The organism is Pseudomonas sp. LAP_36, from assembly GCF_019456785.1.
Lineage (GTDB): Bacteria > Pseudomonadota > Gammaproteobacteria > Pseudomonadales > Pseudomonadaceae > Aquipseudomonas > Aquipseudomonas tritici.
Genome location: NZ_JAHZMS010000001.1, coordinates 861,576 through 888,548 on the forward strand (window position 1 = coordinate 861,576; position 26,973 = coordinate 888,548).

Below are 26,973 nucleotides of genomic sequence, written 5' to 3' on the forward strand. Positions count from 1 at the left end.
GGATTATTCTCTATCTGGCAGACGGTGGCAGGCATTGCAGCCGCGACACGCAAAAGCCGTTATCATAGCCGCCTGTTTGCCAACCTTGCCATGGACACCATGACCGAGAACGACTATCTGACCGCTTGGGGCCTTTACGCCTTCGCTGCCTTGGGCTGCCTGTTGGTGTGGTGGCGCATGACCCGCTGGATCTGGCGCTGGCTGCGCGAGCCGTTGCAACTGCTGATGGCGGTGCTGCTGTTCAGCCCGACCATCGTCGATCCGGTCAAGACCCAGTTCGCGCCGGCCGTGGCCATTACCGCCCTGGACCTGGTGCTCAAGGTCGGCAACAACGCCTGGCGGGCCATTTCCGATTTGTTCATGTACACCATGATCGCCTTTGGCGTGTACCTCGTGATCGTATTGATCCGCTGGCCCATCGAGCACGCCGCCAACGCCCGCCGTGAGCGCAAGGCCGCCGCCGATGCGGCACTGGCCGCTGAACCTGAAAGCGGTGACGATGACGTGCCTTTCCGCCGTCCTGCGCCTGTGAGCGGTATGCGGGTCGAACCGCGCCTTTAACGTTGTAGCGAGAGCCCTGGCATGTGTGAATTATTGGGCATGAGTGCCAACGTCCCCACCGACATCGTGTTCAGCTTTACCGGGCTGATGCAGCGCGGTGGGCGCACCGGCCCGCACCGCGACGGTTGGGGCATTGCGTTTTATGAAGGGCGTGGCCTGCGCTTGTTCCAGGACCCGGCCGCGAGCAGTGAGTCGGAAGTCGCGTTGCTGGTGCAGCGTTACCCGATCAAAAGTGAAGTGGTGATTGGCCATATTCGCCAGGCCAACGTCGGCAAGGTCAGCCTGGCCAATACCCATCCGTTCGTGCGCGAACTGTGGGGGCGCAACTGGTGCTTCGCGCATAACGGCCAGCTGGCAGACTTCAATCCCCGCGCCACGTTCTACCGCCCGGTGGGCGATACCGACAGCGAAGCGGCGTTCTGCGATTTGCTCAATCGCGTGCGCGAAGCCTTTCCTGAGCCGGTGGAGATTGAGAAAGTCTTGCCGGACCTGATTGCCGCCTGTTCCGAGTACCGCAGCAAAGGTGTGTTCAACGGCCTGCTCAGCGATGGCGACTGGCTGTTTTGCTACTGCTCGACCAAATTGGCGCAGATTACCCGCCGCGCACCTTTTGGGCCGGCGCGCTTGAAAGATGTCGACGTGATCGTCGATTTTCAGGCCGAAACCACACCCAATGATGTCGTCACCGTGATCGCCACCGAGCCTTTGACCGACAACGAAAACTGGACCCGTTACGAACCGGGCCAATGGAGCCTGTGGCGACGCGGTGAATGCGTCAGCCAGGGCATCACCGAGTAAGGATATCGACCATGTTGCTCAGTTATCTGCGGTTGGTGCTGTTTGCCATCGGCCTGTTGGTCGGCGTGCAAGTGCCCGGGTTTATCAACGACTACGCCAAGCGCGTCGAGGCTCACCTGATCGAGGCCCAGACCGGCCTGAGCGGGTTCGAAACCACCGCGCGGCAGTTCTTCAACGGTGACTTGCAGGCGTTGGTGGCGCATTACCGCGCCAGCGATGATCCTGTGTTCCAGAGCGACGCCAACAGCCTGGGCGCCATGCTTGACCGCCAAGTGGCGTTGGACAAGCAGTTCCAGGCGATGCAAGGGCCTTGGTACATTCGCGCCCTGCAAGTGGCGGTGGCGGCGGACCCGGATATTCGCCAGGAAACCTGGAATGGCTACAGCTACCAGATCCTGCTGACCCCCGAAGCCATGGGCTGGGGGTTGGGCGGGGCGATGCTGTTGTCGTTTGGCATCGAATGCCTGTTCCGCCTGATCGACTGGGTGGTGTTGGGCGGCAAGCGCCTGCGCCAGAGCCGGCCGATTGAAGAGCGTGACCTCAAAGGCCTCTAAAGACCGACGCGGTCAAATGTGGGAGCTGGCCGCAGAGGTATAGCGAGTCTCTGCGTAGCAGCTGTCGAGCTTGGCGAGGCTGCGTCAGCGGTGTATCAAACAGACCGCAAACGCAGCCTCGCCAAGGCTCGACAGCTGCTACGCGATATCACATTTAGAATGTGTAGATACCGATGGCTATCGCAGGCAAGCCAGCTCCCACAGTTTTAATCGAGTTGAGCCAGCACCATCCGCTCCTCGCCGATTTCCCCGGCATAGCGGGCAACGACTTTCTGACACAACCCCACAATCTCCTCCACCAACTCCACCCCCACGCGCCACGACACCACCACCTGCAAGTTCGGCAAGCGCTGCGCCATCGGCAACATCACCAATTCCCCGCGCGCCAGCTCTTCGCTGACCAGCACCGGCGGCAACGCGCCAATCCCAAAGCCATCGCGCAGCAAGCGGGTAATCGCCGACACCGAGTTCACGCAGTTCATCCGCGGCGCGGCCACGCCGTTGGCCTGCATCAGGCTGATGACGTCCTGGTGCGGGTGGGAATTTTTCGAGTAGGTGATGATGCGCTCCTGGGCCAGTTCGGCGAGGGAGGCGTAATCCCGGTTGTAGATCGACTGGCTGGCGACGATCCAGGCCATGGGGTGGCTGGCAAGCTCCAGGCTGCGTACGGTTTCGAGGCGCAGCAGGTCGGTTTGCAGGATCAGGTCGAGAAAGCCTTTTTGCAGCTGATCGCTGAGGTTCAGCGCGGTATCGGCGACCAATTCGATTTCTACCAATGGGAAATGGTCCATCAGTTCCGCCACCAGCGGGCTGAGCCACGTGTGGATCACCGTGTCCATGGCGCCGATGCGGATGCGCCCGACCTTGCTGCTGGTGGTCTCCAGGGATTGCTTCAACCCCTGCATCGTCACCATCATCTGCTCGGCATAATCGAGTACCTTCAAGCCTTCCGGGGTCAGGCTCACGCCGCGAGAGTCGCGCAGAAACAACTTCACCCCCAGCTCGCTTTCCAGCACGGCAATGCGGCTTGAGATCGAGGCCTGGGTGGTGAACAACTTCTCGGCGGTCAGGCGGAAGCTCTTGAGCTTGGCCACCCAGACGAAGGTTTCGAGGAACTTCAAATTCATGGGATCAACTTTTTCTTATGCATGGATCGGTTTTTATTAGTTGGACGCCGCACCGGGCCAGCGCCAAAAATCGAGCTATTCCACGATAAGCGCCGTTGGGGTGTCAGGACAAGTTGCGAGTTCTGCGTAAAAAATCCCACACTACAAAAAAACAAAGCCTACAGGAGCACCTACCGTGAGCCGCTTGCTACTGAATTGCGATATTGGCGAAAGCTTCGGCAACTGGACCATGGGTCTGGACGCCGAGGTCATGCCGTTCATTGATTGCGCCAACGTGGCGTGCGGCTTTCATGCCGGCGACCCGAGCATCATGCGCAAAACCGTCAGCCTGGCGCTCAAGCACGGCGTGCAAATCGGCGCGCACCCGGCCTACCAGGACCTGCAAGGCTTCGGCCGTCGCTCCATGGCTTACACGCCGCAGGAAATCCAGGACCTGTTGCATTATCAGATCGGCGCCCTTGAAGGTATCTGCCGGGCGCAAGGCGGGCGGGTCAGCTACGTCAAACCCCACGGCGCGATGTACAACGACATGATGGCCAACCCTGTGCAGTTGCGCGCCGTGATCCAGGCCGTCGCCGCTTATGGCGAGCTGCCGCTGATGCTGCTGGCCACTCGCGACAACAGCGTGGCCCAGGCGTTGGGTAACGAATATGGGGTGACCCTGTGGTTCGAAGCCTTCGCCGACCGAGCGTACGACAACAATGGCCATCTGGTGTCCCGCCAGTTGCCCGGCGCGGTGCACCACGATTCAGAGACCATCGTGCAGCAGGCCCTGACCATTTCCCGTGGCGAAGCACTCACCGCCAGCGACGGCAGCCCGCTGGTCTTACAGGCCAATACCCTGTGCGTGCACGGCGACAACGCCAGTTCGGTCGCGGCGGTACAGCGCATCCGCGAGGCGTTGAAACCAGCATGAAGCCACGGATTGAAGTGGTGGCCATTGACGGCCTGATGGTGCGTCTGTTCGATGTGATCGCCGAAGCCAATATGCCGTGGATGCTCGCGGCTACGCAGCGCCTGCGCAGCGCTTTTGGCGCGGCACTGGTGGACCTGGTGCCGTCCTACACCACCTTGATGGTGCATTACGACCTCTGCGCATTGAGCCCAGCCCAGGCACGGGAGCTGATCACTCACGCCCTCACCGACCTGCAACCGCAAGCCCAGGGCGGCGGCCAGCGCCACGTGCTGCCGGTGTGGTACGACCTGAGCGTCGGCCCGGAATTGACCTTGCTCAGCCAGCGCAGCGGGCTGGCCATCGACGACGTGATCCGCCGCCACAGCGCCCACGAATATCAGGTGTTCGCCCTTGGCTTCGCGCCTGGCTTTGCCTTTATGGGGCTGGTGGATGAAATCCTCGCCACGCCACGCCTCAGCACCCCGCGCAAGCGCGTGGCAGCCGGCAGCGTGGGCATCGCCGAACGGCAAACTGCCGCCTACCCGGTGGTATCCCCGGGCGGCTGGAACCTGATCGGCCGCACCCCGGCCAAGCTGTTCGACCGCGATCGCGACGGCTACAGCCTGATGCAGCCGGGCGACACCGTACGTTTTGAACCGGTCGATCACGCCCAATTCATCAAATTAGGTGGCGATGACACGCCGTTGGAGGCGCAGGCATGAGCCGCTTGATCATCGAGGCCAGCACGCCGCTGTGCCTGCTGCAGGACGCCGGTCGCTTTGGCGTGCGCCACTTGGGCGTGACCCAGGGCGGCGCGCTGGATTGGGTGTCGATGTCCTGGGCCAACTGGCTGCTGGGCAACGCACTGGACGCGCCAGTGGTGGAAATCACCCTCGGCGGCTTTACCGTGCAAGCCGAGGATTATTGCCTGCTGGCTCTGGCCGGTGCGGACCTGGGCGCGTATGTCGACGAGCGCGCTATCAGCCCCGGCCGCAGTTTTATCCTGCAAAAGGGCCAGCGTTTGCGCTTCACCCAGCCCTTCAGTGGGGCGCGGGCGTACTTGGCAGCACCGGGCGGGTTTGATGCGCCGGATGTGCTCGGCAGCTGCGCCACCGTTGTGCGCGAGGAATTGGGCGGGGTAGACGGTTTTGGCAAGGCGCTGGCCGAAGGCGGGCGCTTGGCCTATTCCGGTACAGGCGGTGCAATGAAGGTGCTGAGTGCCCCGGAGGTGCCATCCGGTAAACCGCTGGACGTGATTGTCGGCGCGCAGATCGGCCAGTTCAGCGGCCAAAGCCTGTTCGACGCGTTCAACACCGAATGGGCCCTCGACAGTCGTGCTGACCGCATGGGCATGCGCTTGCTGGGCACGCCGTTGCAGTATCAAGGGCCGTCGCTGATTTCCGAGGGGATTCCGCTGGGGGCGATCCAGGTGCCGCCGGATGGGCAGCCGATTGTGTTGCTTAATGATCGGCAGACGATTGGGGGGTATCCGCGCCTGGGGGCGTTGACGCCGCTGTCGCTGGCGCGGCTGGCGCAGTGTTTGCCGGGGGAGAAGGTGAGGTTGGCGCCGGTCGTGCAGGAGACGGCGCATCGGCAGCACATCGACTTTTTGCGCCGATTTAGATAACGCCGCAATCCAAAATGTGGGAGCGGGCTTGCTCGCGAATGCGGTGTCTCAGTCGCCGAAACTGCTGACTGACATACCGCATTCGCGAGCAAGCCCGCTCCCACATTTGGATCTCCATCTATTTAGAGAGAAACCGCATCCCTTCTTCCAACCCGCGCAGGGTCAACGGATACATCTGATCCTCGACCAACTCCCGCACAATCCCCGTCGACGCCGTATACCCCCAGGTGTCCTTCGGATACGGGTTAATCCAGATCAGCTTCTTGTACTTGGCCATGAAACGCTGCATCCACACATACCCCGGCTCTTCATTCCAGTGCTCAACGCTGCCACCCGCCTGGGTAATCTCATACGGCGCCATCGACGCGTCGCCGATAAAGATCACTTTGTAATCAGCGCCATACTTGTGCAGCAGGTCCTGGGTTGACGTGCGTTCGGACGTGCGGCGCAGGTTGTTCTTCCACACCGATTCGTACACAAAGTTGTGGAAGTAGAAGTACTCCAGGTGTTTGAACTCGGTCTTGCACGCGGAGAACAGCTCTTCGCAGATTTTCACATGGGCATCCATCGAGCCGCCGATATCGAACAGCAGCAACAGCTTGATGGTGTTACGCCGCTCCGGGCGCATCTGGATATTCAACAGCCCGGCATCGCGGGCGGTGTGGTCGATGGTGCCGTCGATGTCCAACTCTTCCGCCGCACCCTGGCGCGCGAATTTGCGCAGGCGACGCAGCGCGATCTTGATGTTGCGCGTGCCCAGCTCGACCTGGTCGTCGAGGTTCTTGTATTCGCGCTGGTCCCAGACTTTCACCGCCTTGCCCTGGCGCTTGCCGGCATCGCCGACACGAATACCCTCGGGGTTGTAGCCGCCGGAACCGAACGGGCTGGTGCCGCCGGTACCAATCCACTTGTTGCCGCCGGCGTGGCGTTCCTTCTGTTCTTCCAGGCGTTTCTTGAATTCTTCGATCAGCTTGTCGAGGCCGCCGAGGGACTGGATTTGCGCGCGCTCTTCATCGCTCAGCGAGCGTTCGAACTCCTTGCGCAACCAGTCTTCGGGGATCAGTGCCTGCAGGTGGTCGTCGAGTTTTTCCAGGCCGTTGAAATACGCACCGAAGGCGCGGTCAAACTTGTCGAAATGCCGCTCGTCCTTCACCAATATCGCCCGGGCCAAGTAGTAAAACTCGTCCATGTCGGCGAAGGTCACGCGCTGTTTCAGCGCGTTGATCAGGTCGAGCAGCTCGCGCACCGACACCGGCACCTTGGCGGCGCGCATCTCGTTGAACAGGTTGAGCAGCATCAGCGATTACCGCGACGGCTCATGAACGCCAGACGCTCCAGCAACTGCACGTCTTGCTCGTTCTTCACCAGCGCACCGGCCAGCGGCGGGATGGCCTTGGTCGGGTCGCGCTCGCGCAGCACGGCTTCGCCGATGTTGTCGGCCATCAGCAGTTTGAGCCAGTCGACCAGTTCGGAGGTGGACGGTTTTTTCTTCAGGCCGGGTACTTTGCGCACGTCGAAGAACACGTCCAGCGCTTCGCTGACCAGGTCTTTTTTGATGTCGGGGTAGTGCACATCGACGATTTTTTGCAGGGTGGTGCGGTCGGGGAAGGCAATGTAATGGAAGAAGCAGCGGCGCAGGAACGCGTCCGGCAGCTCTTTTTCGTTGTTGGAGGTAATGATGATGATCGGGCGCTTCTTCGCCTTGATGGTCTCGTCGATTTCGTAGACGTAGAACTCCATCTTGTCGAGTTCTTGCAGCAGGTCGTTGGGGAATTCGATGTCGGCCTTGTCGATTTCATCGATCAGCAGGATTACCCGCTCTTCGGACTCGAAGGCTTCCCAGAGCTTGCCCTTCTTCAAGTAGTTACGCACGTCGTGCACCTTGTCCACGCCCAGTTGCGAGTCGCGCAGGCGGCTGACCGCGTCGTACTCGTAGAGGCCCTGATGGGCCTTGGTGGTGGACTTGATGTGCCAGGTGATCAGCTTGGCACCGAAGGATTCGGCCAGTTGCTCGGCAAGCATGGTCTTGCCCGTGCCAGGCTCGCCCTTGACCAGCAGCGGCCGCTCCAGAGTGATGGCGGCGTTGACGGCCAGTTTCAGGTCGTCGGTGGCAACGTAGGCCTGGGTGCCTTCGAACTTCATCGGTATTTCCTCGAATTCATCAATGGCCGGACTATACCGCGCAGCCCTGGCGACTGTGAACGCAGACGGCCTATTCAGTCTCTGAATGGTCAGTCAGGCCTAATCCGCTGAGGGCTTGGGCTGTTCATATCGCGCATTGAATGCCTGGATGAATCCATTACGCAAAATCGAGATAAAGGCCGAGAACGCGCTGACATCCTGCTGGTGCACGCTGCCACTGAGCTCGACGCGGGTGGCGAACTGGTTTTTGCTCTGGTTTTTCAGCACCGTCTCACTGGCGCCGACCACGGCTTCCCAGATCGAGCGGAAGATGTTCTTGTCCTTGTTCTCCACGTCCTGCTTCCAGTCGAACACTTCCACGTTGCGCAGCAGCGGTTTGATGTAACCCGTGAGTTGGCCTTTTTCGGCCTGGGCTTCGATCACCACGTCGCCAGTGCCGGCCTTGAAGTCGAACTTGCCGTAGGCCGAGGCGAAGTCATTCATGCGCTTGAGCTGCAGGTCGCGGGCGCGGAAGCGGAACTCGAATTCTTCAAAGTCGCTCAGCGGATCAAACGTCGCCGTGGCCTCCAGTGGCGCCTGGCCTTGCAGCAAGGCCTTGCCTTCGAAGCGTGCGTCGCGCTTGCCTTTGACGTCCACCACGTTGGTGAGGTTGTAGAAACTGGCGTTGACCGAGGTGGCGTTGATGTTCACCGGCGGTTTGGAATTGAAGTTGTGGAACGAAATCTTGCCGTCTTCAATGCGCATTTCATTCAGGGTGATCGGCAGCAGTTTGCTCAACTGTTCCTGCCAGTCGGTGCCTTTACCCGTCTGTGACGCCTGCTTGTTGGCGCCGCCGTCGACGAAGTTGACCTCCGGCTTGACGAAATGCCCCTCGGCGACCACCGCATGGTCGTACCACAACGAGTGCCAGCTCACGGCAAATTCGATCAACGGCGCGTTGACGAACGGTACGGGCACCTTGCCGTCGACCTTGACGATCTTCAGGCCATTGATGCGATAGGCTCCGCGCCACAACGCCAAGTCCACATCGGTGACTTCGCCACGGTAGTCACCCATGTCGGCGAGCTTTTCATTCAAATAGTTGCGCACCAGATAGGGCAGCGCGATGTTCAAGGCAACCAGTACCACCACCAGCCCGGCGACGGTCCATAGCGGCCAACTGTAACGACGTTTCATGGTGCAGATCTCCTGACAGTTAGGAGATTGACTGTTTTGAATGCGCCAACGTTCCTCCGACTGGACGCTTCGAGAGGTGAGGCATACCCTTGGTCCTTTCTGGAAACTGCCAAATAGGACCCGTCATGAGCCGTATCTTTGCAGACAACGCGCACTCCATCGGTAACACGCCCCTGGTTCAGATCAACCGGATCGCACCGCGTGGCGTGACCATTCTGGCCAAGATCGAGGGGCGTAACCCGGGTTACTCGGTGAAATGCCGCATTGGCGCAAACATGATCTGGGACGCTGAAAGCAACGGCAAACTCAAGCCGGGCATGACCATTGTCGAACCCACCTCCGGCAACACCGGCATCGGCCTGGCGTTTGTCGCCGCTGCCCGTGGCTATAAATTGCTGTTGACCATGCCGGCGTCCATGAGTATCGAGCGGCGCAAAGTGCTTAAGGCCTTGGGGGCAGAATTGGTGCTGACCGAACCGGCCAAGGGCATGAAGGGCGCTATCGAAAAGGCTGGCGAAATCGTCGCCAACGATCCGGCCACTTATTTCATGCCGGCTCAATTCGAAAACCCGGCGAACCCGGCGATCCACGAAAAAACCACCGGCCCGGAAATCTGGAATGACACCGATGGCGCCGTGGACGTGCTGGTCGCGGGCGTGGGGACCGGCGGCACCATCACCGGCGTGTCGCGCTATATCAAGAACATTCAGGGCAAGCCGATTCTGTCGGTGGCCGTCGAGCCGATCGTGTCGCCGGTGATCACCCAGGCGCTGGCCGGTGAAGAGATCAAGCCGAGCCCGCACAAGATCCAGGGCATCGGCGCCGGTTTCGTGCCGAAAAACCTCGACCTGTCGATGGTCGACCGCGTGGAACTGGTCACCGACGACGAATCCAAAGCCATGGCCCTGCGCTTGATGCAGGAAGAAGGGATTCTGTGCGGCATCTCCTGCGGCGCCGCGATGGCCGTGGCGGTGCGCCTGGCCGAGAAGCCGGAAATGCAAGGCAAGACGATCGTGGTGATTCTGCCGGACTCCGGTGAGCGTTACCTGTCGAGCATGCTGTTCAGCGATTTGTTTACCGAACAAGAAAACCAGGCTTGATGTGAATCAGCGCAGGTGAGCTAGGCCTTCTGCATACTGGCCCAAATGTTTATCATGGCCGGCTGCTACGTCTGCTGTTGGCCAGGCGCTTATTTCCAGGAGTTGCTGCATGACCTTTTCTTTGGCCGCCAAACTGTCGGTGTTGCTGTTGTTTATTGGCAGCACGCTGTATGTGCACCTGCGCGGTAAGGCCCGTTTGCCGATGTTGCGCCAATTCGTCAACCATTCGGCGCTGTTCGCCCCATATAACGCCTTGATGTACCTGTTCTCGGCGGTGCCGTCCAAACCTTACCTGGACCGCAGCAAGTTCCCGGAACTGGACGTGCTCAAGGACAACTGGGAAGTGATCCGCGAAGAGGCCATGCACCTGTTCGACGAGGGTTACATCCGCGCTGCCGAAAAGAACAACGACGCCGGCTTCGGTTCGTTCTTCAAGAAGGGCTGGAAGCGTTTCTACCTCAAGTGGTACGACAAACCCCTGCCGTCGGCCGAGGCACTGTGCCCGAAAACCGTGGCACTGGTGAGCAGCATTCCTAACGTGAAGGGCGCGATGTTTGCGCTGTTGCCGGGCGGCAGCCACCTCAACCCGCATCGCGACCCGTTTGCCGGCTCGCTGCGTTACCACCTGGGGTTGTCCACGCCGAATTCCGACGCCTGCCGGATCTTTGTTGATGGCGAGGAATACGCTTGGCGCGACGGTGACGACGTGATGTTCGACGAAACCTACGTGCACTGGGTCAAGAACGAAACCGAGCAGACCCGTGTGATTCTGTTTTGCGACATTGAGCGGCCGCTGAGCAACCGCGTGATGACCCGCGTCAATCGCTGGGTCAGCAAGCAGTTGGGCCGCGCGACGGCGCCGCAGAACCTGGATGACGAGCGGGTTGGCGGGATCAACCAGGCGTATGCCTGGAGCAAGACCTTCAGCGACACGTTCAGTGGTGTGGTCAAGCAGTGGAAGCGCAAGCATCCCAAGGCCTACCGGATTGCCCGGCCGGTGCTGGCGGTAGTCGTGCTGGTGCTGTTGTGGCGCTGGTTGTTCTGATCGGAGTGCGGTCAAAAATGTGGGAGCGGGCTTGCTCGCGAATGCGGAGTGTCAGTCGATACATACTTGACTGATACACCGCATTCGCGAGCAAGCCCGCTCCCACATTTGATTTGCAGTGTTGCTTAGGACGCGATCAGTTGGCGCAGTACATAGTGCAGGATGCCCCCCGCCTTGAAGTACTCCACTTCATTCAACGTATCGATCCGGCACAGCACCTCTAGCTTCTCTGTACTGCCATCCTCCCGCGTAATCACCAGCGTCAGGTTCATGCGCGGCACGATCTCTGCGTCCGTCAGCCCAAGAATGTCGACCTTCTCCTTGCCCGTCAGCTTGAGCGACTTGCGGTTCTGGTCCAGCTTGAACTGCAGCGGCAACACGCCCATGCCCACCAGGTTGGAGCGGTGAATCCGTTCGAAACTCTCGGCAATCACCGCCTTCACACCCAGCAGGTTGGTGCCTTTGGCCGCCCAGTCACGGCTTGAGCCTGTGCCGTACTCCTGGCCGGCAATCACCACCAGCGGCGTGCCCGAAGCCTGGTATTTCATCGCGGCGTCGTAGATCGGCATTTTCTCGCCGGTAGGGATATACAGCGTATTACCGCCTTCCTCGCCGCCGAGCATTTCATTGCGGATGCGGATGTTGGCAAAGGTGCCGCGCATCATCACTTCATGGTTGCCTCGGCGTGAGCCATAGGAGTTGAAGTCGCGTGGCTCCACGCCTTGTTCGCGCAGGTAACGGCCTGCAGGGCTGTCGGTTTTGATGTTGCCGGCGGGGGAGATGTGGTCGGTGGTGACCGAATCGCCCAGCAGGGCCAGCACGTTGGCGCCTTGGACGTCCTTGATGACCGGCAAGGGGCCTGCGATGTCATCGAAGAATGGCGGGTGCTGGATGTAGGTGGAGTCCTTCTGCCACACGTACGTCGCGGCTTGCGGCACTTCAATCGCTTGCCACTGTTCGTCACCGGCAAACACCTCGGCGTATTCCTTGTGGAACATGCCGGTGCTGACTTGGGCCACCGCGTCGGCGATTTCCTTGCTGCTCGGCCAGATGTCCTTGAGGTACACCGGGTTGCCGTCCTGATCGTTACCCAGCGGTTCGCTGCTGATATCGATACGCACGGTGCCGGCCAGGGCATAAGCCACGACCAGGGGCGGTGAGGCCAGCCAGTTGGTCTTGACCAGCGGATGCACGCGGCCTTCGAAGTTGCGGTTGCCGGAGAGCACCGACGCTACGGCAAGGTCAGCCTTCTGGATGGCTTTCTCGATCGGCTCGGGCAACGGCCCGGAGTTACCGATACACGTGGTGCAACCGTAACCCACCAAGTCGAAGCCGAGTTTATCCAGGTATTGGGTGAGGCCTGCTGCCTTGTAGTAATCAGTGACCACCTTGGAGCCCGGGGCCAGCGAGGTTTTTACCCATGGCTTGCGGGTGAGGCCCTTTTCCACGGCCTTTTTCGCCACCAGCCCGGCCGCCATCATTACGCTGGGGTTGGAGGTGTTGGTGCAGGAGGTGATCGCGGCGATCACCACGGCACCGTTTTTCAGGCGGTAAGTGCGGCCGTCGTATTCGTAGTCGGTTTCGCCCACCAGGTCAGCATTGCCCACGGCAACCCCGCCGCCACCTTCGCTTTCCAGGCGGCCCTCTTCCTTGTTGGTGGGTTTGAATTGCAGGTCGAGGAAGTCGCTGAATGCTTGGCCGACATTTGGCAGCGACACGCGGTCCTGTGGGCGTTTTGGCCCGGCCAGGCTGGCTTCGACGCTGCCCATGTCCAGCGCCAGGCTGTCGGTGAATACCGGCTCCTGGCCAGCGTTGCGCCACAGGCCCTGCGCCTTGGTGTAGGCCTCGACCAGTTTTACGGTTTCCGTAGGTCGGCCGGACAAACGCAGGTAGTCCAGCGTTACCTCATCCACCGGGAAAAAGCCGCAGGTGGCGCCGTATTCCGGGGCCATGTTGGCAATGGTCGCGCGGTCGGCCAGGGGCAGGTCGGCCAAGCCATCGCCGTAGAACTCGACGAATTTACCCACCACGCCTTTTTTGCGCAGCATCTGGGTCACGGTCAGTACCAAGTCGGTGGCGGTGATGCCTTCCTTCAATTTGCCGGTGAGCTTGAAGCCGATCACTTCGGGGATCAGCATCGACACCGGCTGGCCAAGCATCGCCGCTTCCGCTTCGATCCCGCCCACGCCCCAGCCGAGTACACCAAGGCCGTTGATCATGGTGGTGTGGGAGTCAGTGCCGACCAAGGTGTCGGGGAAGGCGTAGGTGCGGCCGTCTTCGTCTTTGGTCCACACGGTGCGGCCGAGGTATTCGAGGTTGACCTGGTGGCAGATGCCAGTGCCCGGTGGCACCACGCTGAAGTTATCGAAGGCGCTCTGGCCCCAACGCAGGAAGGCGTAGCGTTCGCCGTTGCGCTGCATCTCGATGTCGACGTTTTGCTCGAAGGCGTCGGCGTTACCGAACTTGTCGACCATCACCGAGTGGTCGATCACCAAGTCCACCGGCGACAGCGGGTTGATACGCTGCGGGTCGCCACCGGCCTTGGCCACGGCGGCGCGCATAGCGGCCAGGTCGACCACGGCGGGCACACCGGTAAAGTCTTGCATCAATACCCGCGCCGGGCGGTACTGGATCTCGCGGTCGGACTGGCGCTCTTTGAGCCAGGCGGCGATGGCCTTGAGGTCGGCGCCGGTGACGGTCTTGTCGTCTTCCCAGCGCAGCAGGTTTTCCAGCAGCACCTTGAGGGACATGGGCAATTTATCCAGGTCACCCAGGCTCTTGGCGGCTTCGGGCAAGCTGAAGTAGTGATAGGTTTTGTCGTCGATCTGTAGGGTTTTAAGGGTTCTCAGGCTATCAAGGGATGACATTACATGACTCCTTATGGTCCGCACGGCTACGGACCTGACGGGACGAACAGAGCTTTCAACTTAGCCCTGTTTTCATTAGCAGGCTAATAACTGGACTCTATCGTTAAGTCCAAGGTTCCGAACTCGGCTATCATGCGCGCGTTTTCATGACAGGACTTGCGCTACAGCAAGCCCAGTTGCCAGGAGATTCAATGAACACCCTTTTTATGCACTGCCGTCCGGGTTTTGAAGGCGAAGTCTGTTCCGAGATCGCGGAGCACGCTGCGCGCCTGAACGTTTCCGGCTACGCCAAGGCCAAGACCGGCAGCGCTTGCGCCGAATTTGTCTGCACCGAAGAAGACGGCGCCCAGCGCCTGATGCACGGCCAGCGCTTTGCCGAGCTGATCTTCCCAAGGCAGTGGGCGCGCGGGGTATTCATCGACCTGCCGGAAACTGACCGCATCAGCGTGATCCTCGCTCACCTGCAGGGTTTCCCGGTGTGCGGCAGCCTGTGGCTGGAAATGGTCGACACCAACGACGGCAAGGAGCTCTCGAACTTTTGCAAAAAATTCGAAGTGCACCTGCGCAAAGCTTTATTGAACGCCGGCAAGCTGGTGGATGACCCGAGCAAGCCGCGCTTGCTGTTGACCTTCAAAAGCGGCCGTGAAGTGTTCATGGGCCTGGCCGAGCCGAACAACTCGGCCATGTGGCCGATGGGCATCCCGCGCCTCAAGTTCCCGCGTGACGCGCCCAGCCGCTCGACCCTCAAGCTGGAAGAGGCCTGGCACCACTTTATCCCCCGCGACCAATGGGACGAGCGCCTGCACGGCGACATGACCGGCGTCGACCTCGGCGCAGCGCCGGGCGGCTGGACCTGGCAACTGGTCAACCGCGGCATGCTGGTGACTGCCATCGACAACGGCCCCATGGCTGAAAGCCTGATGGACACAGGCCTGGTGCAGCATTTGATGGCAGACGGCTTCACCTTCGTGCCCAAGCAGCCGGTGGACTGGATGGTCTGCGATATCGTCGAGAAGCCTGCGCGTAACGCCGCGCTGCTGGAAACCTGGATCGGCGAGGGGCATTGCCGCGAGGCGGTGGTGAACTTGAAGCTGCCGATGAAGCAGCGTTACGCCGAAGTGAAGCGCTTGTTGGAGCGCATCGAAGACGGTTTCAAGGCGCGCGGCATTCGCGTGGAGATCGGCTGCAAGCAGCTGTACCACGACCGTGAGGAAGTGACCTGCCATTTGCGTCGGTTGGAAACTGCCAAGAAACCCAAAACCCGCTGACGGCGCAGTTCAAAATGTGGGAGCGGGCTTGCCCGCGATAGCGGTATAACAGTCGAAATTTATAGTGAATGTGCCCCTTATCGCGGGCAAGCCCGCTCCCACAGGAGAGCGGGTCTGTTTCAGGAGTGATGTATGAATCAGCCCCTCGATTTGCCCGTAGACGCTGTGCTGGACGCCACCGGCCTCAACTGCCCGGAACCGGTCATGATGCTGCACCAGCACATCCGCGACCTGCCGCCTGGCGGCTTGCTCAAGGTGATCGCGACCGACCCGTCCACGCGCCGCGATATCCCCAAGTTCTGCGTGTTTCTTGACCACGAACTGGTGGATCAGCAGGAGCAGGCCGGTACGTACCTGTACTGGATCCGCAAGAAGTCCGCTTAACCCCGCGCCTTGTCTGCGCGAATGCGCCGGCGTGCACTGCGCGCCAGGCGCACCAGCAACATCCCCGCCGCGCAGCTCAGGCCCACGATCAGCCCTTGCCATAAGCCGCTTGGGCCGCTCGGCTCGCCCAGCCAGTCGGTCAGGCCCAGGGCGTAACCCACCGGTAGCCCCACGCCCCAATACGCGAACAAGGTCAGCACCATGGTCACGCGGGTGTCCTGATAGCCACGCAGTGCGCCTGCCGCCGTGACCTGGATCGAGTCGGAGAACTGGAACAGCGCGGAGAACACGATCAACATCGACGCTAAGTGAATCACCACCGGGTCCGGGGTGTAGATCGCCGCAATCTGCTCGCGAAACACCAGCATCAGGCTGCAAGACACGCAGGCATACGCCAACGCAGTGCCCATGCCGACACCGGCGGCGAAGCGCGCTTCACGCGGTTCGCCACGGCCCAGGGCTTGGCCGACGCGCACGGTGACGGCCATGCTCAAGGAGTAGGGGATCATGAACACCAGCGAGCTGACGTTCAGGGCGATCTGATGGCCGGATACCACCGTGGCCCCCAGGCTGCCGAGCAGCAATGCAATGACCGCGAAAATGCTCGATTCGGCAAAAATCGCGATGCCAATCGGTAGGCCAATCCCCAGTACACGCTTGATCACCGCCCATTGCGGCCAGTCGAAGCGCTTGAACAATTCGCTGCTCTGGTAGGCCGGCCCCCAGCGGGTCCAGCCGGCCAGGCCGAGCATCATCACCCACATCGCAATGGCTGTGGCCCAGCCACACCCTACGCCACCCATGGCCGGCAGGCCGAGGTGACCGTAGATGAAGATGTAGTTCAGCGGAATGTTCAGCGCCAGGCCACACAGGCCCATCACCATGCTCGGTCGTGTGCGGCCCAGGCCATCGCTGAAACAGCGCAGCACGTAATACAGCGCAATGGCCGGCATACCGGCGGCAATGCCATGCAGGTAGCCCATGGACGGCGCGATCAGGTCGGGCTCGACCTTCATCGCACGCAGGATCGGTTCGGCGCAGAGCAACAGCAGCGCTCCCGTGATACCGACCACCACCGCCAGCCACAAGGACTGTCGCACCAGCGGTCCGATCTCGCTGAACTGGCCCGCACCGTAGCGCTGGGCGACTTTCGGCGTGGTGGCCAGCAGGGTGCCGGTCATCAGCAGGTACACCGGGATCCAGATCGAATTGCCCAGGCCTACGGCCGCCAAGTCCTGGGGGCTGACGCGTCCGGCCATCACCGCATCGACAAAGCTCATCGCCGTGGTGGCCAGTTGGCCGATGATGATCGGCAAGGCGAGCGTCAACAGGCCGCGCACTTCCCGGCTGATGCGGGCGGGGCGGGTGAGGGTGGCGGTGGCAGTGTTCACGTACAGGTGTCCAGTAGAAGGCAGCGCAAGGACGGCGGATTCTACGCCTTGACGCATCAGTCAGGAAAAAACCTGTGTTAGCGATTTGTAAGCGCGGGCTGCGATCCCTGTACACTGCCGGTCCGCCAAAGGAGCCTGCCATGCTGATTGTTGCCGACGAAAATATTCCGCTGCTCGATGCATTCTTCCAAGGGATTGGCGAGATTCGCCGCGTGCCCGGCCGATCCATCGACCGCGCTACAGTCGAGCAGGCCGATGTGTTGCTGGTGCGCTCGGTGACCAACGTCAACCGGGCCCTGTTGGAGGGCAGCGCGGTGCGCTTTGTCGGTACCTGCACCATCGGCACCGATCACCTGGACCTCGACTACTTCAAGCAGGCCGGCATCCAATGGGCCAGCGCCCCCGGCTGCAATGCCCGTGGCGTTGTGGATTATGTGTTGGGCAGCCTGATGACCCTGGCTGAAATCGAAGGCGCCGACCTCAATCAGCGCACTTACGGCGTGGTCGGTGCCGGTGAAGTCGGTGGGCGGTTGGTGAAGGTGCTCAAGGGCCTGGGCTGGAACGTACTGGTCTGCGACCCGCCACGGCAGATCGCCGAAGACGGGGATTACGTCAGCCTGGCGCAGATCATTGAGCAATGCGATGTGATCAGCCTGCACACGCCTCTGACCAAATCCGGCAACGGCTCTACCTGGCACCTGCTCGACCGCCAGCGTCTTGAGCAACTCAAGCCTGGCACCTGGCTGATCAACGCCAGCCGTGGCGCAGTGGTGGACAACGCCGCCCTGCGCGAGGTACTGCTGGAGCGCGAAGACCTGCAAGCGGTGCTGGATGTATGGGAGGGCGAGCCGCAAGTGGACGTCGACCTGGCGGACCTGTGCGTGCTGGCCACGCCGCATATTGCTGGTTATAGCCTGGAAGGCCGGCAGCGCGGCACGGCGCAGATTTACCAGGCGTTCTGCGCGCACCTGGGCCAGGCGCCGAGCATCCAATTAAGTGATCTGCTGCCCGCGCCGTGGCTGGCCGAGGTGCATTTGAACGCGTCGACCGAACCGGCTTGGGCGCTGGCAACCCTGTGCCGCAGCGTGTACGACCCGCGCCGCGATGATGCGGATTTCCGCCGCAGCCTTGTTGGAACCGTGGACGAACAGCGTAAGGCCTTCGACCTGCTGCGCAAGCATTACCCCGCACGCCGAGAGATCGACGGTTTGAAAGTGCGAATCAACGGAGAGTCGACGGCGCTGGCCAATATCGTTTCCGCATTGGGCGCGCAGACGATTTAAACGCCACTAAAAAATCCGGCCACCAGGGCCGGGTTTGCAAGAGCGTGGCGCGTTAGCCTTACTGGGCAGGCTTGACCAATTTTTCTTCCAGTTCGCTGCACGCTTGCTGGATCATCTCTTCGGTGATCTGCACTTCACGGCCCTGAGCGTCGATGTACGAGCAAGGCAGCTGCTGCGGTTGGCGGATCACTTCAATCTTGGCATCGCTGCTGTTTTGCAAGGTCATGGCCTGTCTCCTCATCAGGTTGTGTACCTACTGTAAAACCCTCCCGTGACCGGGCTGTTACAACTCCCTACCCGTTCAGCGGTTCTGACACCCAGTCGACCAGAAACCGATACAAATTTCCAGCCAGGCGTTAGACCGATAGCCTCTAGGGGCCAGCATCGGGGGGCATAAATAACCTGACTCATTGTTATTTACGCAAGTTCCCCCAATGTTGATGTACAGGTTCCTCATTGGTGATGCCCTCCATGTTCTCAGTCCGTCAACGCCGCGCGATTCGCCTGGCCAGCCGTTTCATTGCGCCCTACCGCTGGCAGGCGCTCGGCGCCCTGTTGGCGCTTATCGTCACGGCCGGTATTACCTTGTCCATGGGGCAGGGCATTCGCCTGCTGGTGGACCAGGGCTTCATGACCCAGTCACCGCACCTGCTCAACCAGTCCATCGGTCTGTTCATGATTCTGGTACTGGGATTGGCGGTGGGCACGTTTGCGCGGTTTTACCTGGTGTCGTGGATTGGCGAGCGGGTGGTGGCGGATATCCGTCGGCAGGTGTTCAACCACCTGATCTACCTGCATCCAGGCTTCTATGAGAACAACCGCAGTTCGGAGATCCAGTCGCGGCTGACCACCGACACCACCTTGCTGCAGTCGGTGATCGGCTCGTCGCTGTCACTGTTCCTGCGCAACGCCTTGATGGTCATCGGTGGCATCGTGCTGCTGTTTGTCACCAACCCCAAGCTCACCAGTATCGTGGTGGTGGCGTTGCCGCTGGTGCTGGCGCCGATCCTGATTTTCGGCCGGCGCGTGCGCAGCCTGTCGCGACAAAGCCAGGACCGCATCGCTGATGTGGGCAGCTATGTGTCCGAGACCCTCGGTCAGATCAAGACCGTGCAGGCGTACAACCACCAGGTACAGGACGAACAGCGCTTCGCCGTGACCGTGGAAGACGCATTCACCACCGCGCGTAAACGCATCACCCAGCGCGCCTGGCTGATTACCCTGGTGATCATGCTGGTGCTCGGCGCCGTGGGCGTGATGTTGTGGGTCGGCGGCATGGACGTCATCAGCGGGCGCATTTCCGGTGGCGAGCTGGCGGCCTTTGTGTTCTACAGCCTGATCGTCGGCAGCGCCGTCGGCACCCTCAGCGAAGTACTCGGCGAGCTGCAACGTGCCGCCGGTGCGGCCGAACGCATCGGCGAACTGTTGCAGTCCACCAATGAAATCCAGGCGCCGGCCGCTGGCATTGTGCAATTGCCCGAGCGGGTCAGTGGCCGCCTGGAGTTGCAGGACCTGCGCTTCTCCTACCCTTCACGGCCGGACAGCTACGCCATCGACGGCTTGAACCTGACCATCAACCCAGGCGAAACCCTGGCGCTGGTCGGCCCGTCCGGCGCGGGTAAATCGACGATTTTCGACCTGTTGCTACGTTTCTACGATCCCCAGCAAGGCCGCATCCTGCTCGAAGGCCACGCGCTGACCGATCTCGATCCCATGGACCTGCGCCGTCACTTCGCCCTGGTGTCCCAGAGCCCGGCGCTGTTCTACGGCAGCGTCGAAGAAAACATCCGCTATGGCAACCCGACAGCCACTTCGGAACACGTCGAAGCCGCCGCGCGCATCGCCCATGCCCACGACTTCATTCTGCAAATGCCCGACGGCTACCAGACCCATCTCGGCGACGGCGGCATGGGCCTCTCCGGCGGCCAACGCCAACGCCTGGCCATTGCCCGCGCGTTGCTGGTGGACGCGCCGATCCTGTTGCTGGACGAAGCCACCAGCGCGCTTGATGCCCAGAGTGAGCACCTGATCCAGCAAGCGCTGCCGCAATTGATGCAGGGGCGTACCACGCTGGTGATCGCGCATCGACTGGCGACCGTGAAGAATGCGGATCGGATTGCGGTGATGGACCAAGGCAAGCTGGTGGCAGTGGGCACGCATCAGCAGTTGATTGCGAGCAATCCGCTGTATGCGCGGTTGGCGGCGTTGCAGTTCAGTGATGGGGTGGAGGTTGATTGAAGCTGCGAAGTATCAGGGCCTTGAGGCATCATGTGGTCTTTCGCTATGGAACTGGATGAGGACATGAGCCGTTATCAACCTCCGCTGACCCTGACCACAAAGATGCTGGCCCTGGTGGCCGATATCAGTGAGCAGATTGGTCAACTCTCAGTCGGCGACGATAGCCGTCAGACGCCTCAGTTAAGGCGTGGTAATCGGATTCGCACCATTCAGGCTTCGCTGGCGATCGAGAACAACACGCTCAGCGTCGAACAAGTAACCGCAGTTCTGGAAGGTAAGCGAGTGCTGGGCTTACCGCGAGAAATCCAGGAAGTACGTAATGCATTTGCTGCTTACGAGGCCATGCCGCAGTGGATTCCCGGTGATCGTGTGGACCTGCTTAAGGCACACGAGCTGCTCATGTTTGGATTGATTGACGATGCTGGTCGGTTTCGACAGGCGGGTGTTGGTATCTATCGCGGCGAGCAACTGGTTCACATGGCTCCGCCCGCAAGCCGTGTAACGCATCTAATGGACGATTTGTTGCAATGGTTGACGGTTTCGGATTGGCACCCGTTGATCGCCAGTTGCGTATTCCATTACGAGTTCGAATTTATCCATCCTTTTGCAGACGGAAATGGGCGAATGGGTCGTCTCTGGCAAACCCTGATCCTCAGCCAGTGGCGCCCTGTATTGGCTTACCTACCGGTGGAAGCGGTGATTCGTGAACAGCAGGATGCCTACTATGCCGCGTTGTCGGCAGCCGACCAGCGGGCGGAGGCAACCCCTTTCGTTGAGTTCATGCTGCAGGCGTTGAGCCTGGCTTTGGCTGAAGCGGTGCAAAGCGAGCGCCCGGCGGCCCCATAAAAAATGCCCGCATCTCTCAATGCGGGCATTTTCATTGTGGCGGGCAAAAAGCGCGCAGCCTCGTTTTACTCGACAGCGCCTACCTGACCGGCATTACCGGTCATTGATCATCAAAATACCGCTCATGCCAATCCACCAGCGGCTGGGGTGAGTTGAGTTTCTGGCCGTAGATCACCGAATAAGACAGCACGTTCTGCACATACTGGCGGGTTTCGTCGAACGGGATGCTTTCTACCCACACGTCGAAGCTCAAGTGATCGGCACCGCGCAGCCATTGGCGCACACGGCCAGGGCCGGCGTTGTAGGCGGCGGAGGCGAGGACGCGGTTGCCGTTGAACTGGCTGTGCACCTGGCTCAGGTAAGCCGCGCCGAGCTGGATGTTTTTGTCCGGGTCCAGCACCTGGGCCGGTGAGGCCAGCGGGATGCTGAACTTGCGCGCCGTTTCCTTGGCGGTGCCGGGCATCAGTTGCATCAGGCCGCTGGCGCCGACGCCGGAGCGGGCGTCATCCATGAAGGCGCTTTCCTGGCGAGTGATCGCGAATATCCAGCTCGAATGCAGGCCGCGTACCTTGGCTTCACGCACCAGGGTGTCGCGGTGGGCCATCGGGAAGCGGATGTCCAGGTCGTCCCAGTACTGCGCCTGGCTGATGGTACGGATGGCCGGGAAGTACCACTTCATGTCGTAGGCCAGCTTGGCCTGGGCGACCATTTCGTCACGGTTGAAGTGACGGCTGACGTGGTACCACTCGCGGCGGCCATCGACGATCTGGCCGCGCGCATAGAACTCCAGAGCACGGCGCACGCCAGGCGTGTTGCGCACCTTGTTCACCAGCGCCTGGCTCATCACCAGCGGCTTGTTGTTCAGCTGGTAGGGCGCCTTGGAGCGGTCAGCGGCGAGAAAACCGTAGAAATCCCGCTCGCGCGACAGGTTCTTGTACAAGACCAGCGCTTGCGGGTTTTTCGGCTCGGCCAGCTCCAGGCTACGGGCCTGCCAGTAGCGCCAGCGGTTGGTGGTCGCCAAGTCTTGTGGGAGTTTGCGAGTCAACTGGTAGGCATCTTCCCAGCGGGCCAGGCGCAACAGCAGGCGCAGGCGCCATTCTGAGACGGTGTTGTCGCGCAACTCAGGGTCGTACTTGGTCATGACTTCAAGCGCACGTGGGTCGAAGCGCTTGGCCAGGGTCAGGCCGATCTCTCGGGCAATCGACACTTTTTCGTCACGGGAGAAGTGCATGCTGCTGGCGTAGCCGTCGAGCAGGGCCATGGCCTTGTCCGGATCCTGGCGTGCCAGGCGTCGCAGGCCCAGCCCCACGGCGTCAGACATGGCCTCGGTGGCCGGCAGGAAGCGTGATGGGTCGCTGAGCATGTCGGGCTTTTGCGCCACATCCACCATCAAGCGGCCTTGGGCGCCGAGGGTGGGCAGGGTTTTCACCAGGCTGTTGGCCAGTGCGTAGTTGCGCGCTTCGGCGGCGAGCTTGGCGCGGTCCCAGATTTTCTGTTCGGTGAGTTGGCCGTCAGCCGCCCATTGGCCGAAGGTGACATCGCAGGCCGCGGGTTGGGACTTGCCGGTCATCCAGAGTTTTTCGGCAGTCTTGTAGCCTTCGGCTTTCAGATTGTGGGTGAGCTGGTACTGGCCGTGCAGGCAGTCCAGTTCGACAAAATTGAGCTTGGCGTCGTAGTACTTTTCAAACGTCTGCCAGTCGCCACGTTCGGCCAACCAACGCAACCAGCGCAGCTTCATCCAGTTGGCCTGGGGCAGGTCGCCGTTTTTGGCGAGGAACTGTTCGATTTCCTGGTTGCTCGCGGTTTTCAGGCGGGCGGTCAGTTCGTCGTAGGCTAGGTACGGCGTCAACGGATAGTCGGCCAGGGCCTGGCTGTATTGCATGTAGGGGCCGGTATCGCCCTTGGCCAGGGCGCGTTTGGCTTCATCGTAATATTGACGTTGGGTGGTAAGGTCCACGGCCTGGGCGGATTGAACGGCGGTGGCGGAAAGAAGCAGACAAGATAAAAAGTTGAAAAGGCGACTGCGCATGAGACGTCCGTGCAGAGAAATCACGACTAGCACCGGCATCGCCGACACTGATTGCCCCTAGCTTAGCCTTTTGCCCGCGACCGGTGAAAGCTTTGCCGGCCGGTTGGTTCAAGTTCGTTGGAAATGTCCTACAGAACGTGTCGGCAGCGAAAATGCCAGCCGCATCCCACCCTCAACTCAGGTAGAATGCGCGCCCAGTTTTTGGAGAAGCGTATGACCCTGCTCAAATTCAGCGATGTGTCCCTTGCTTTCGGCGCTATGCCGTTGTTGGACAAGGTGTCCTGGCAGATCGCCCGTGGTGAGCGGGTGTGCATCATCGGCCGCAACGGCACCGGCAAATCCAGCATGATGAAGCTGGTAAAAGGCGACCAGAAGCCCGATGACGGCTCTGTTTGGCGCGCTCCGGGCCTCAAGATTGGCGAATTGCCGCAAGAATTGCCGGTGGCCGACGGACGGACAGTGTTCGACGTGGTTGCCGAAGGCCTGGATGGCGTGGGCGAGTTGCTCGCGCAATACCATCACCTGGCGCAGAACTGTGTCACCGAAGAAGACCTGGACAAGCTGATGCACGTCCAGCAAGACCTCGAAGCCCGTGACGGCTGGCGCTTGCAGCAACTGGTCGACAGCACCTTGAGCCGCCTGCAACTGCCGGCCGACAAGACCCTCGCCGAATTGTCCGGCGGCTGGCGTCGTCGCGTGTTGCTGGCCCAGGCCCTGGTGTCCGAGCCGGACCTGCTGCTGCTCGACGAACCGACCAACCACCTGGACATCGGCGCCATCGCCTGGCTGGAAGAAGCCATCAAGGATTTCCAGGGCGCCGTGCTGTTTATCACGCACGACCGTGCCTTCCTGCAGAGTCTGGCCACGCGCATCCTCGAACTGGACCGTGGCGGCCTGATCGACTGGAACGGCGACTACGCCAGCTTCCTGGTGCACAAAGAGGCCTCTCTGGCGGCTGAAGAAACCGCCAACGCGCTGTTCGACAAAAAACTGGCCCAGGAAGAAGTCTGGATTCGCCAGGGCATCAAGGCGCGCCGCACCCGTAACGAGGGCCGCGTACGCGCCCTCAAAGCCCTGCGCGTTGAGCGCAGCGAGCGTCGTGAGCGCACCGGCAAGGCCAACATCCAGCTGGACACCGCCGACAAGTCGGGCAAGCAGGTAATGGTCCTCGATAACGTGAGCTTCGCGCACCCGGGCGGCCCGTTCCTGATCAAGGACTTCTCGATGGTCCTGGCGCGCGGCGACCGTATCGGTCTGCTGGGTGCCAACGGTACCGGCAAGACCACCTTGCTCAAGTTGATGCTCAATGGTCTGCAGCCGACCAGCGGCAGCGTGGAAGAGGGCACACGCATCGACGTGGCCTACTTCGACCAGTTGCGCCACCAGTTGGACCTGGAAAAAACCGTGATCGACAACGTCGCCGAAGGTCGCGACTTTATCGACATCGACGGCCAGAGCCGCCACGTACTCAGTTACCTGGGCGACTTCCTGTTCAGCCCGCAACGTGCGCGTACGCCGGTGAAAGCCTTGTCCGGTGGTGAGCGTGCGCGCCTGCTGCTGGCCAAGCTGTTCAGCAAGCCGGCCAACCTGCTGGTACTCGACGAACCGACCAACGACCTCGATGTGGAAACCCTCGAACTGTTGGAAGAAGTGCTGCTGACCTTCAACGGCACCGTGCTGATGGTGAGCCACGACCGGGCATTCCTCGACAACGTGGTCACCAGCACCCTGGTCTTTGAAGGTGAAGGCAAGGTGCGTGAATACGTCGGTGGTTACCAGGATTGGCTGCGCCAGGGCGGCTCGCCGCGTCTGTTGGGCGTGACCGAGAGCAAGTCCGGCAAGGCCGACTTGACCTCTGCCGTCGTTGCTCCGGTGGCCGCTGCTGCACCCGCTCAGGAAGCCGCACCGGCTGCCAAGAAAAAGCTCAGCTACAAACTGCAGCGTGAGTTGGAAGCCTTGCCAGCGGATATCGAAGCCAAGGAAAAGCAGATTGCCGCAGTAGAAGCGGAAATGGCTGACGCGGGTTTCTACCTGCGCCCGGCGGCGGAAACTGCCAAGGTCATCGCTTCCCTGGAAACCTTGAACCAAGAGCTGGAGGTGTTGGTCGAGCGTTGGGCTGAGCTGGATGCCTGAGTGATTCCAATGCATTAAAAAACCCGGTGTTCATTTTCATGAGCGCCGGGTTTTTTATATGACAATGCGATCAGAAAATGTGGGAGCGGGCTTGCTCGCGAAAGCGGTAGATCAGTCGACAGATGCGTTAACTGAAAGACTGCTTTCGCGAGCAAGCCCGCTCCCACATTTGATCTGCGTTGTACTTAAGAGGATTTCACCAGTTTCACCGCCAGTACATCGCACGGCGCGCCGTGCAGCACATCATTGGCAGTAGAACCCAGCAGCAACGCCAAACCGTGACGACCATGGCTACCCACCACGATCAAGTCGCAAGCCTTTTCCTTGGCCAAGTGGTGGATTTCCTGGCGCGGTTGGCCGTATGTCAGGTGGCAGTCTTCCTTTTTCAGATGCGGGTATTTGAGAATCAAACGGTCCAGGCGCTCCTTGGCCTGGTCAAATTGTTGTTGCTGCAACTGGGAAAGGTCCATCGGCACGTCACCGCCAAAGGCCATGGCCATGGGCTCGACGATATGCACCAGCGACAGTATGGCGCCATTGGCCAATGCCGATTCCTGCGCGCGCTTGATCACCGGATCGCACTCTTCGGTCAGATCGACAGCGACCAGAATATGTGTGTAGGGCATGAGGCGTTCCTCCAAGGGACTGCAATAAATTCAGTATGGCTGCTTTCAAGCGGATGCGGTTGCGTCAGATCAAATCCGCTCATCTAGAAATTCGGGAGTACACATATGACGGTCTGGATAGTGGTGTCAATCCTTGTGGTGGTTCTGAGCCCTCTGGCATGGCTGCGCCCGTCGCGCCATCAGAGTGGGCGCATGGCCCTGCGCATGGAGGCGCGCCGCATCGGCCTGGCCATGCAACTGTCGCCCCAGGAGTGGCCGCACTGGCTCAAGCATGAGCCACCGAGCCCGTGCGCGCAGTATTGCCGGCCACGGCGCGGCAGCACGCCGGCGCTCTGGAGCTATTGGCAGTTGGAGCCGGGGGTATGGGTAAATCAATGGCGTGAAGTGTGCGTCGATGAAAAGTTGTTGCCGTATTTTGCGACGCTGCCGGACAACGTCTACAAGATCGAGGCCGACAAGCAAATGATCGCCTTGTATTGGGGCGAGAAGGGCGAGGCGAGCGTCCTGAAGGATATCGATACGCTGCTTAGAGCCCTGGCCTGATAAACAGCAGGCCATAAAAAGCCCGACATATCATCGGGCTGGAGTTGGCCAGGCAGGCCGGTAATCTGTGTTTCCCGCGTCGGATGTTCATCCAGACGCGTTACGGTTGTCGCTAGCCTAGCGGCATATCCCGTTCTGTACAGCCTTTTCCCGAATGTTTTCTATTATTGATTCAGTGAATAGCTGAATATTGACGGGTCGCGGGCGTATGACTCGGGTTCTGAAATGACTGGAAAGTCGCGTTTTCCCTAGCCTTTCGAGCGATTGACAATTGCCCGGAATTGGATGAAGGTGGCGTACCCAAATCAAACGGGCGTATGAATTGAGCGTTTGTCTGTCA

The 26,973-nt window shown here is 60.7% G+C and carries 23 protein-coding genes and 1 pseudogene; 15 read left to right on the forward strand and 9 right to left on the reverse strand.

Translation table 11 applies throughout. The features are described from left to right. Positions 1-24 precede the first annotated feature (24 nt). Genes JBO08_RS04065 through JBO08_RS04075 form a run of 3 tightly spaced genes read left to right on the forward strand, consistent with a single transcriptional unit; the run spans position 25 to position 1,913 of the window. A complete protein-coding gene (locus JBO08_RS04065; RefSeq protein ID WP_220074514.1) occupies positions 25-561 on the forward strand; it encodes an MFS transporter in 537 nt (178 codons plus the stop codon). Positions 562-582: 21 nt separating this feature from the next. Beyond that, on the forward strand, positions 583-1,359 hold the full coding sequence (locus JBO08_RS04070; RefSeq protein WP_220074513.1) for a class II glutamine amidotransferase: 777 nt from the start codon (positions 583-585) through the stop codon (positions 1,357-1,359). 11 nt (positions 1,360-1,370) lie between these two features. Then, entirely contained in the window at positions 1,371-1,913 is a 543-nt protein-coding gene (locus JBO08_RS04075) for a DUF2937 family protein (RefSeq protein ID WP_049709451.1), read from the forward strand. A 206-nt stretch (positions 1,914-2,119) separates the two neighbouring features. Here the strand turns inward: JBO08_RS04075 and JBO08_RS04080 are convergent, their stop codons facing one another. After that, complete coding sequence (locus JBO08_RS04080) at positions 2,120-3,040, reverse strand: LysR family transcriptional regulator (protein WP_065946153.1); 921 nt, start codon at positions 3,038-3,040, stop codon at positions 2,120-2,122. A gap of 175 nt (positions 3,041-3,215) precedes the next feature. Here JBO08_RS04080 and JBO08_RS04085 point away from each other — a divergent pair, with 175 nt between their 5' ends. Genes JBO08_RS04085 through JBO08_RS04095 form a run of 3 tightly spaced genes read left to right on the forward strand, consistent with a single transcriptional unit; the run spans position 3,216 to position 5,562 of the window. After that, positions 3,216-3,956 carry a 5-oxoprolinase subunit PxpA gene (locus JBO08_RS04085; protein ID WP_065874819.1) on the forward strand — a complete coding sequence of 247 codons (741 nt, stop codon included), beginning with the start codon at positions 3,216-3,218 and terminating at the stop codon, positions 3,954-3,956. Beyond that, positions 3,953-4,657 carry an allophanate hydrolase subunit 1 gene (locus JBO08_RS04090; RefSeq protein WP_065874820.1) on the forward strand — a complete coding sequence of 235 codons (705 nt, stop codon included), beginning with the start codon at positions 3,953-3,955 and terminating at the stop codon, positions 4,655-4,657. Before JBO08_RS04085 ends, JBO08_RS04090 begins: the two co-directional genes overlap by 4 nt. Beyond that, positions 4,654-5,562 (forward strand): biotin-dependent carboxyltransferase family protein, encoded by a 909-nt coding sequence (locus tag JBO08_RS04095; RefSeq protein ID WP_220074512.1) that lies wholly within the window; start codon positions 4,654-4,656, stop codon positions 5,560-5,562. Before JBO08_RS04090 ends, JBO08_RS04095 begins: the two co-directional genes overlap by 4 nt. A gap of 118 nt (positions 5,563-5,680) precedes the next feature. Here JBO08_RS04095 and JBO08_RS04100 read toward each other — a convergent pair whose 3' ends face one another. From JBO08_RS04100 to JBO08_RS04110, 3 genes are all read right to left on the reverse strand, one after another. Then, positions 5,681-6,859, reverse strand: a complete 1,179-nt coding sequence (locus JBO08_RS04100) for a VWA domain-containing protein (RefSeq protein WP_049709446.1) — start codon at positions 6,857-6,859, stop codon at positions 5,681-5,683. Continuing rightward, positions 6,859-7,704 carry a MoxR family ATPase gene (locus JBO08_RS04105; RefSeq protein ID WP_003210690.1) on the reverse strand — a complete coding sequence of 282 codons (846 nt, stop codon included), beginning with the start codon at positions 7,702-7,704 and terminating at the stop codon, positions 6,859-6,861. The genes JBO08_RS04100 and JBO08_RS04105 overlap by 1 nt, the downstream gene beginning before the upstream one ends. A 99-nt stretch (positions 7,705-7,803) precedes the next feature. After that, positions 7,804-8,880 carry a DUF748 domain-containing protein gene (locus JBO08_RS04110; RefSeq protein ID WP_049709445.1) on the reverse strand — a complete coding sequence of 359 codons (1,077 nt, stop codon included), beginning with the start codon at positions 8,878-8,880 and terminating at the stop codon, positions 7,804-7,806. A gap of 125 nt (positions 8,881-9,005) precedes the next feature. Between JBO08_RS04110 and cysK the strand changes: the two genes are divergently transcribed. Both cysK and JBO08_RS04120 read left to right on the forward strand, forming a co-directional pair. Continuing rightward, entirely contained in the window at positions 9,006-9,980 is a 975-nt protein-coding gene (cysK, locus tag JBO08_RS04115) for a cysteine synthase A (protein WP_065874822.1), read from the forward strand. A gap of 109 nt (positions 9,981-10,089) precedes the next feature. Continuing rightward, a complete protein-coding gene (locus JBO08_RS04120; protein WP_065874823.1) occupies positions 10,090-11,025 on the forward strand; it encodes an aspartyl/asparaginyl beta-hydroxylase domain-containing protein in 936 nt (311 codons plus the stop codon). A 125-nt stretch (positions 11,026-11,150) separates the two neighbouring features. Here JBO08_RS04120 and acnA read toward each other — a convergent pair whose 3' ends face one another. After that, positions 11,151-13,892: an aconitate hydratase AcnA gene (gene acnA, locus JBO08_RS04125; protein WP_065882175.1), complete on the reverse strand. Its 2,742-nt coding sequence runs from the start codon at positions 13,890-13,892 to the stop codon at positions 11,151-11,153. Between the two features lie 191 nt (positions 13,893-14,083). On the opposite strand from acnA, the gene rlmM reads away from it, so the two are divergent. Further along, positions 14,084-15,160, forward strand: coding sequence for a 23S rRNA (cytidine(2498)-2'-O)-methyltransferase RlmM (rlmM, locus tag JBO08_RS04130; protein WP_065874825.1), 1,077 nt, complete (start codon positions 14,084-14,086; stop codon positions 15,158-15,160). A 132-nt stretch (positions 15,161-15,292) separates the two neighbouring features. Continuing rightward, positions 15,293-15,544: a sulfurtransferase TusA gene (tusA, locus tag JBO08_RS04135; RefSeq protein ID WP_065874826.1), complete on the forward strand. Its 252-nt coding sequence runs from the start codon at positions 15,293-15,295 to the stop codon at positions 15,542-15,544. On the opposite strand, the gene JBO08_RS04140 is transcribed toward tusA, so the two are convergent. Continuing rightward, a complete protein-coding gene (locus tag JBO08_RS04140) occupies positions 15,541-16,935 on the reverse strand; it encodes an MATE family efflux transporter (protein WP_065874827.1) in 1,395 nt (464 codons plus the stop codon). The two genes, tusA and JBO08_RS04140, sit on opposite strands and share 4 nt — an antisense overlap. Before the next feature lie 140 nt (positions 16,936-17,075). On the opposite strand from JBO08_RS04140, the gene pdxB reads away from it, so the two are divergent. Further along, entirely contained in the window at positions 17,076-18,218 is a 1,143-nt protein-coding gene (gene pdxB, locus JBO08_RS04145) for a 4-phosphoerythronate dehydrogenase PdxB (protein ID WP_065946149.1), read from the forward strand. Between the two features lie 58 nt (positions 18,219-18,276). On the opposite strand, the gene JBO08_RS04150 is transcribed toward pdxB, so the two are convergent. Then, a complete protein-coding gene (locus JBO08_RS04150) occupies positions 18,277-18,444 on the reverse strand; it encodes a PA1571 family protein (protein ID WP_175403047.1) in 168 nt (55 codons plus the stop codon). A 236-nt stretch (positions 18,445-18,680) separates the two neighbouring features. Here JBO08_RS04150 and JBO08_RS04155 point away from each other — a divergent pair, with 236 nt between their 5' ends. Together JBO08_RS04155 and JBO08_RS04160 are read left to right on the forward strand one after the other, a co-directional pair. After that, the gene (locus JBO08_RS04155; protein ID WP_175403046.1) at positions 18,681-20,456 is read left to right on the forward strand and encodes an ABC transporter transmembrane domain-containing protein; all 1,776 of its coding nucleotides are present in this window, start codon (positions 18,681-18,683) and stop codon (positions 20,454-20,456) included. A 63-nt stretch (positions 20,457-20,519) separates the two neighbouring features. After that, positions 20,520-21,284 (forward strand): annotated as a pseudogene (locus JBO08_RS04160) (Fic family protein); the annotation flags it as partial. 118 nt (positions 21,285-21,402) lie between these two features. Here JBO08_RS04160 and JBO08_RS04165 read toward each other — a convergent pair. Further along, a complete protein-coding gene (locus JBO08_RS04165) occupies positions 21,403-23,331 on the reverse strand; it encodes a transglycosylase SLT domain-containing protein (protein WP_065910449.1) in 1,929 nt (642 codons plus the stop codon). 213 nt (positions 23,332-23,544) lie between these two features. Here JBO08_RS04165 and JBO08_RS04170 point away from each other — a divergent pair, with 213 nt between their 5' ends. Next, a complete protein-coding gene (locus tag JBO08_RS04170) occupies positions 23,545-25,464 on the forward strand; it encodes an ATP-binding cassette domain-containing protein (protein WP_065874831.1) in 1,920 nt (639 codons plus the stop codon). A 185-nt stretch (positions 25,465-25,649) separates the two neighbouring features. On the opposite strand, the gene JBO08_RS04175 is transcribed toward JBO08_RS04170, so the two are convergent. After that, positions 25,650-26,090, reverse strand: coding sequence for a universal stress protein (locus JBO08_RS04175; RefSeq protein WP_065874832.1), 441 nt, complete (start codon positions 26,088-26,090; stop codon positions 25,650-25,652). A gap of 105 nt (positions 26,091-26,195) precedes the next feature. Here JBO08_RS04175 and JBO08_RS04180 point away from each other — a divergent pair, with 105 nt between their 5' ends. After that, on the forward strand, positions 26,196-26,633 hold the full coding sequence (locus JBO08_RS04180) for a hypothetical protein (protein ID WP_049709432.1): 438 nt from the start codon (positions 26,196-26,198) through the stop codon (positions 26,631-26,633). Positions 26,634-26,973 lie beyond the last annotated feature (340 nt).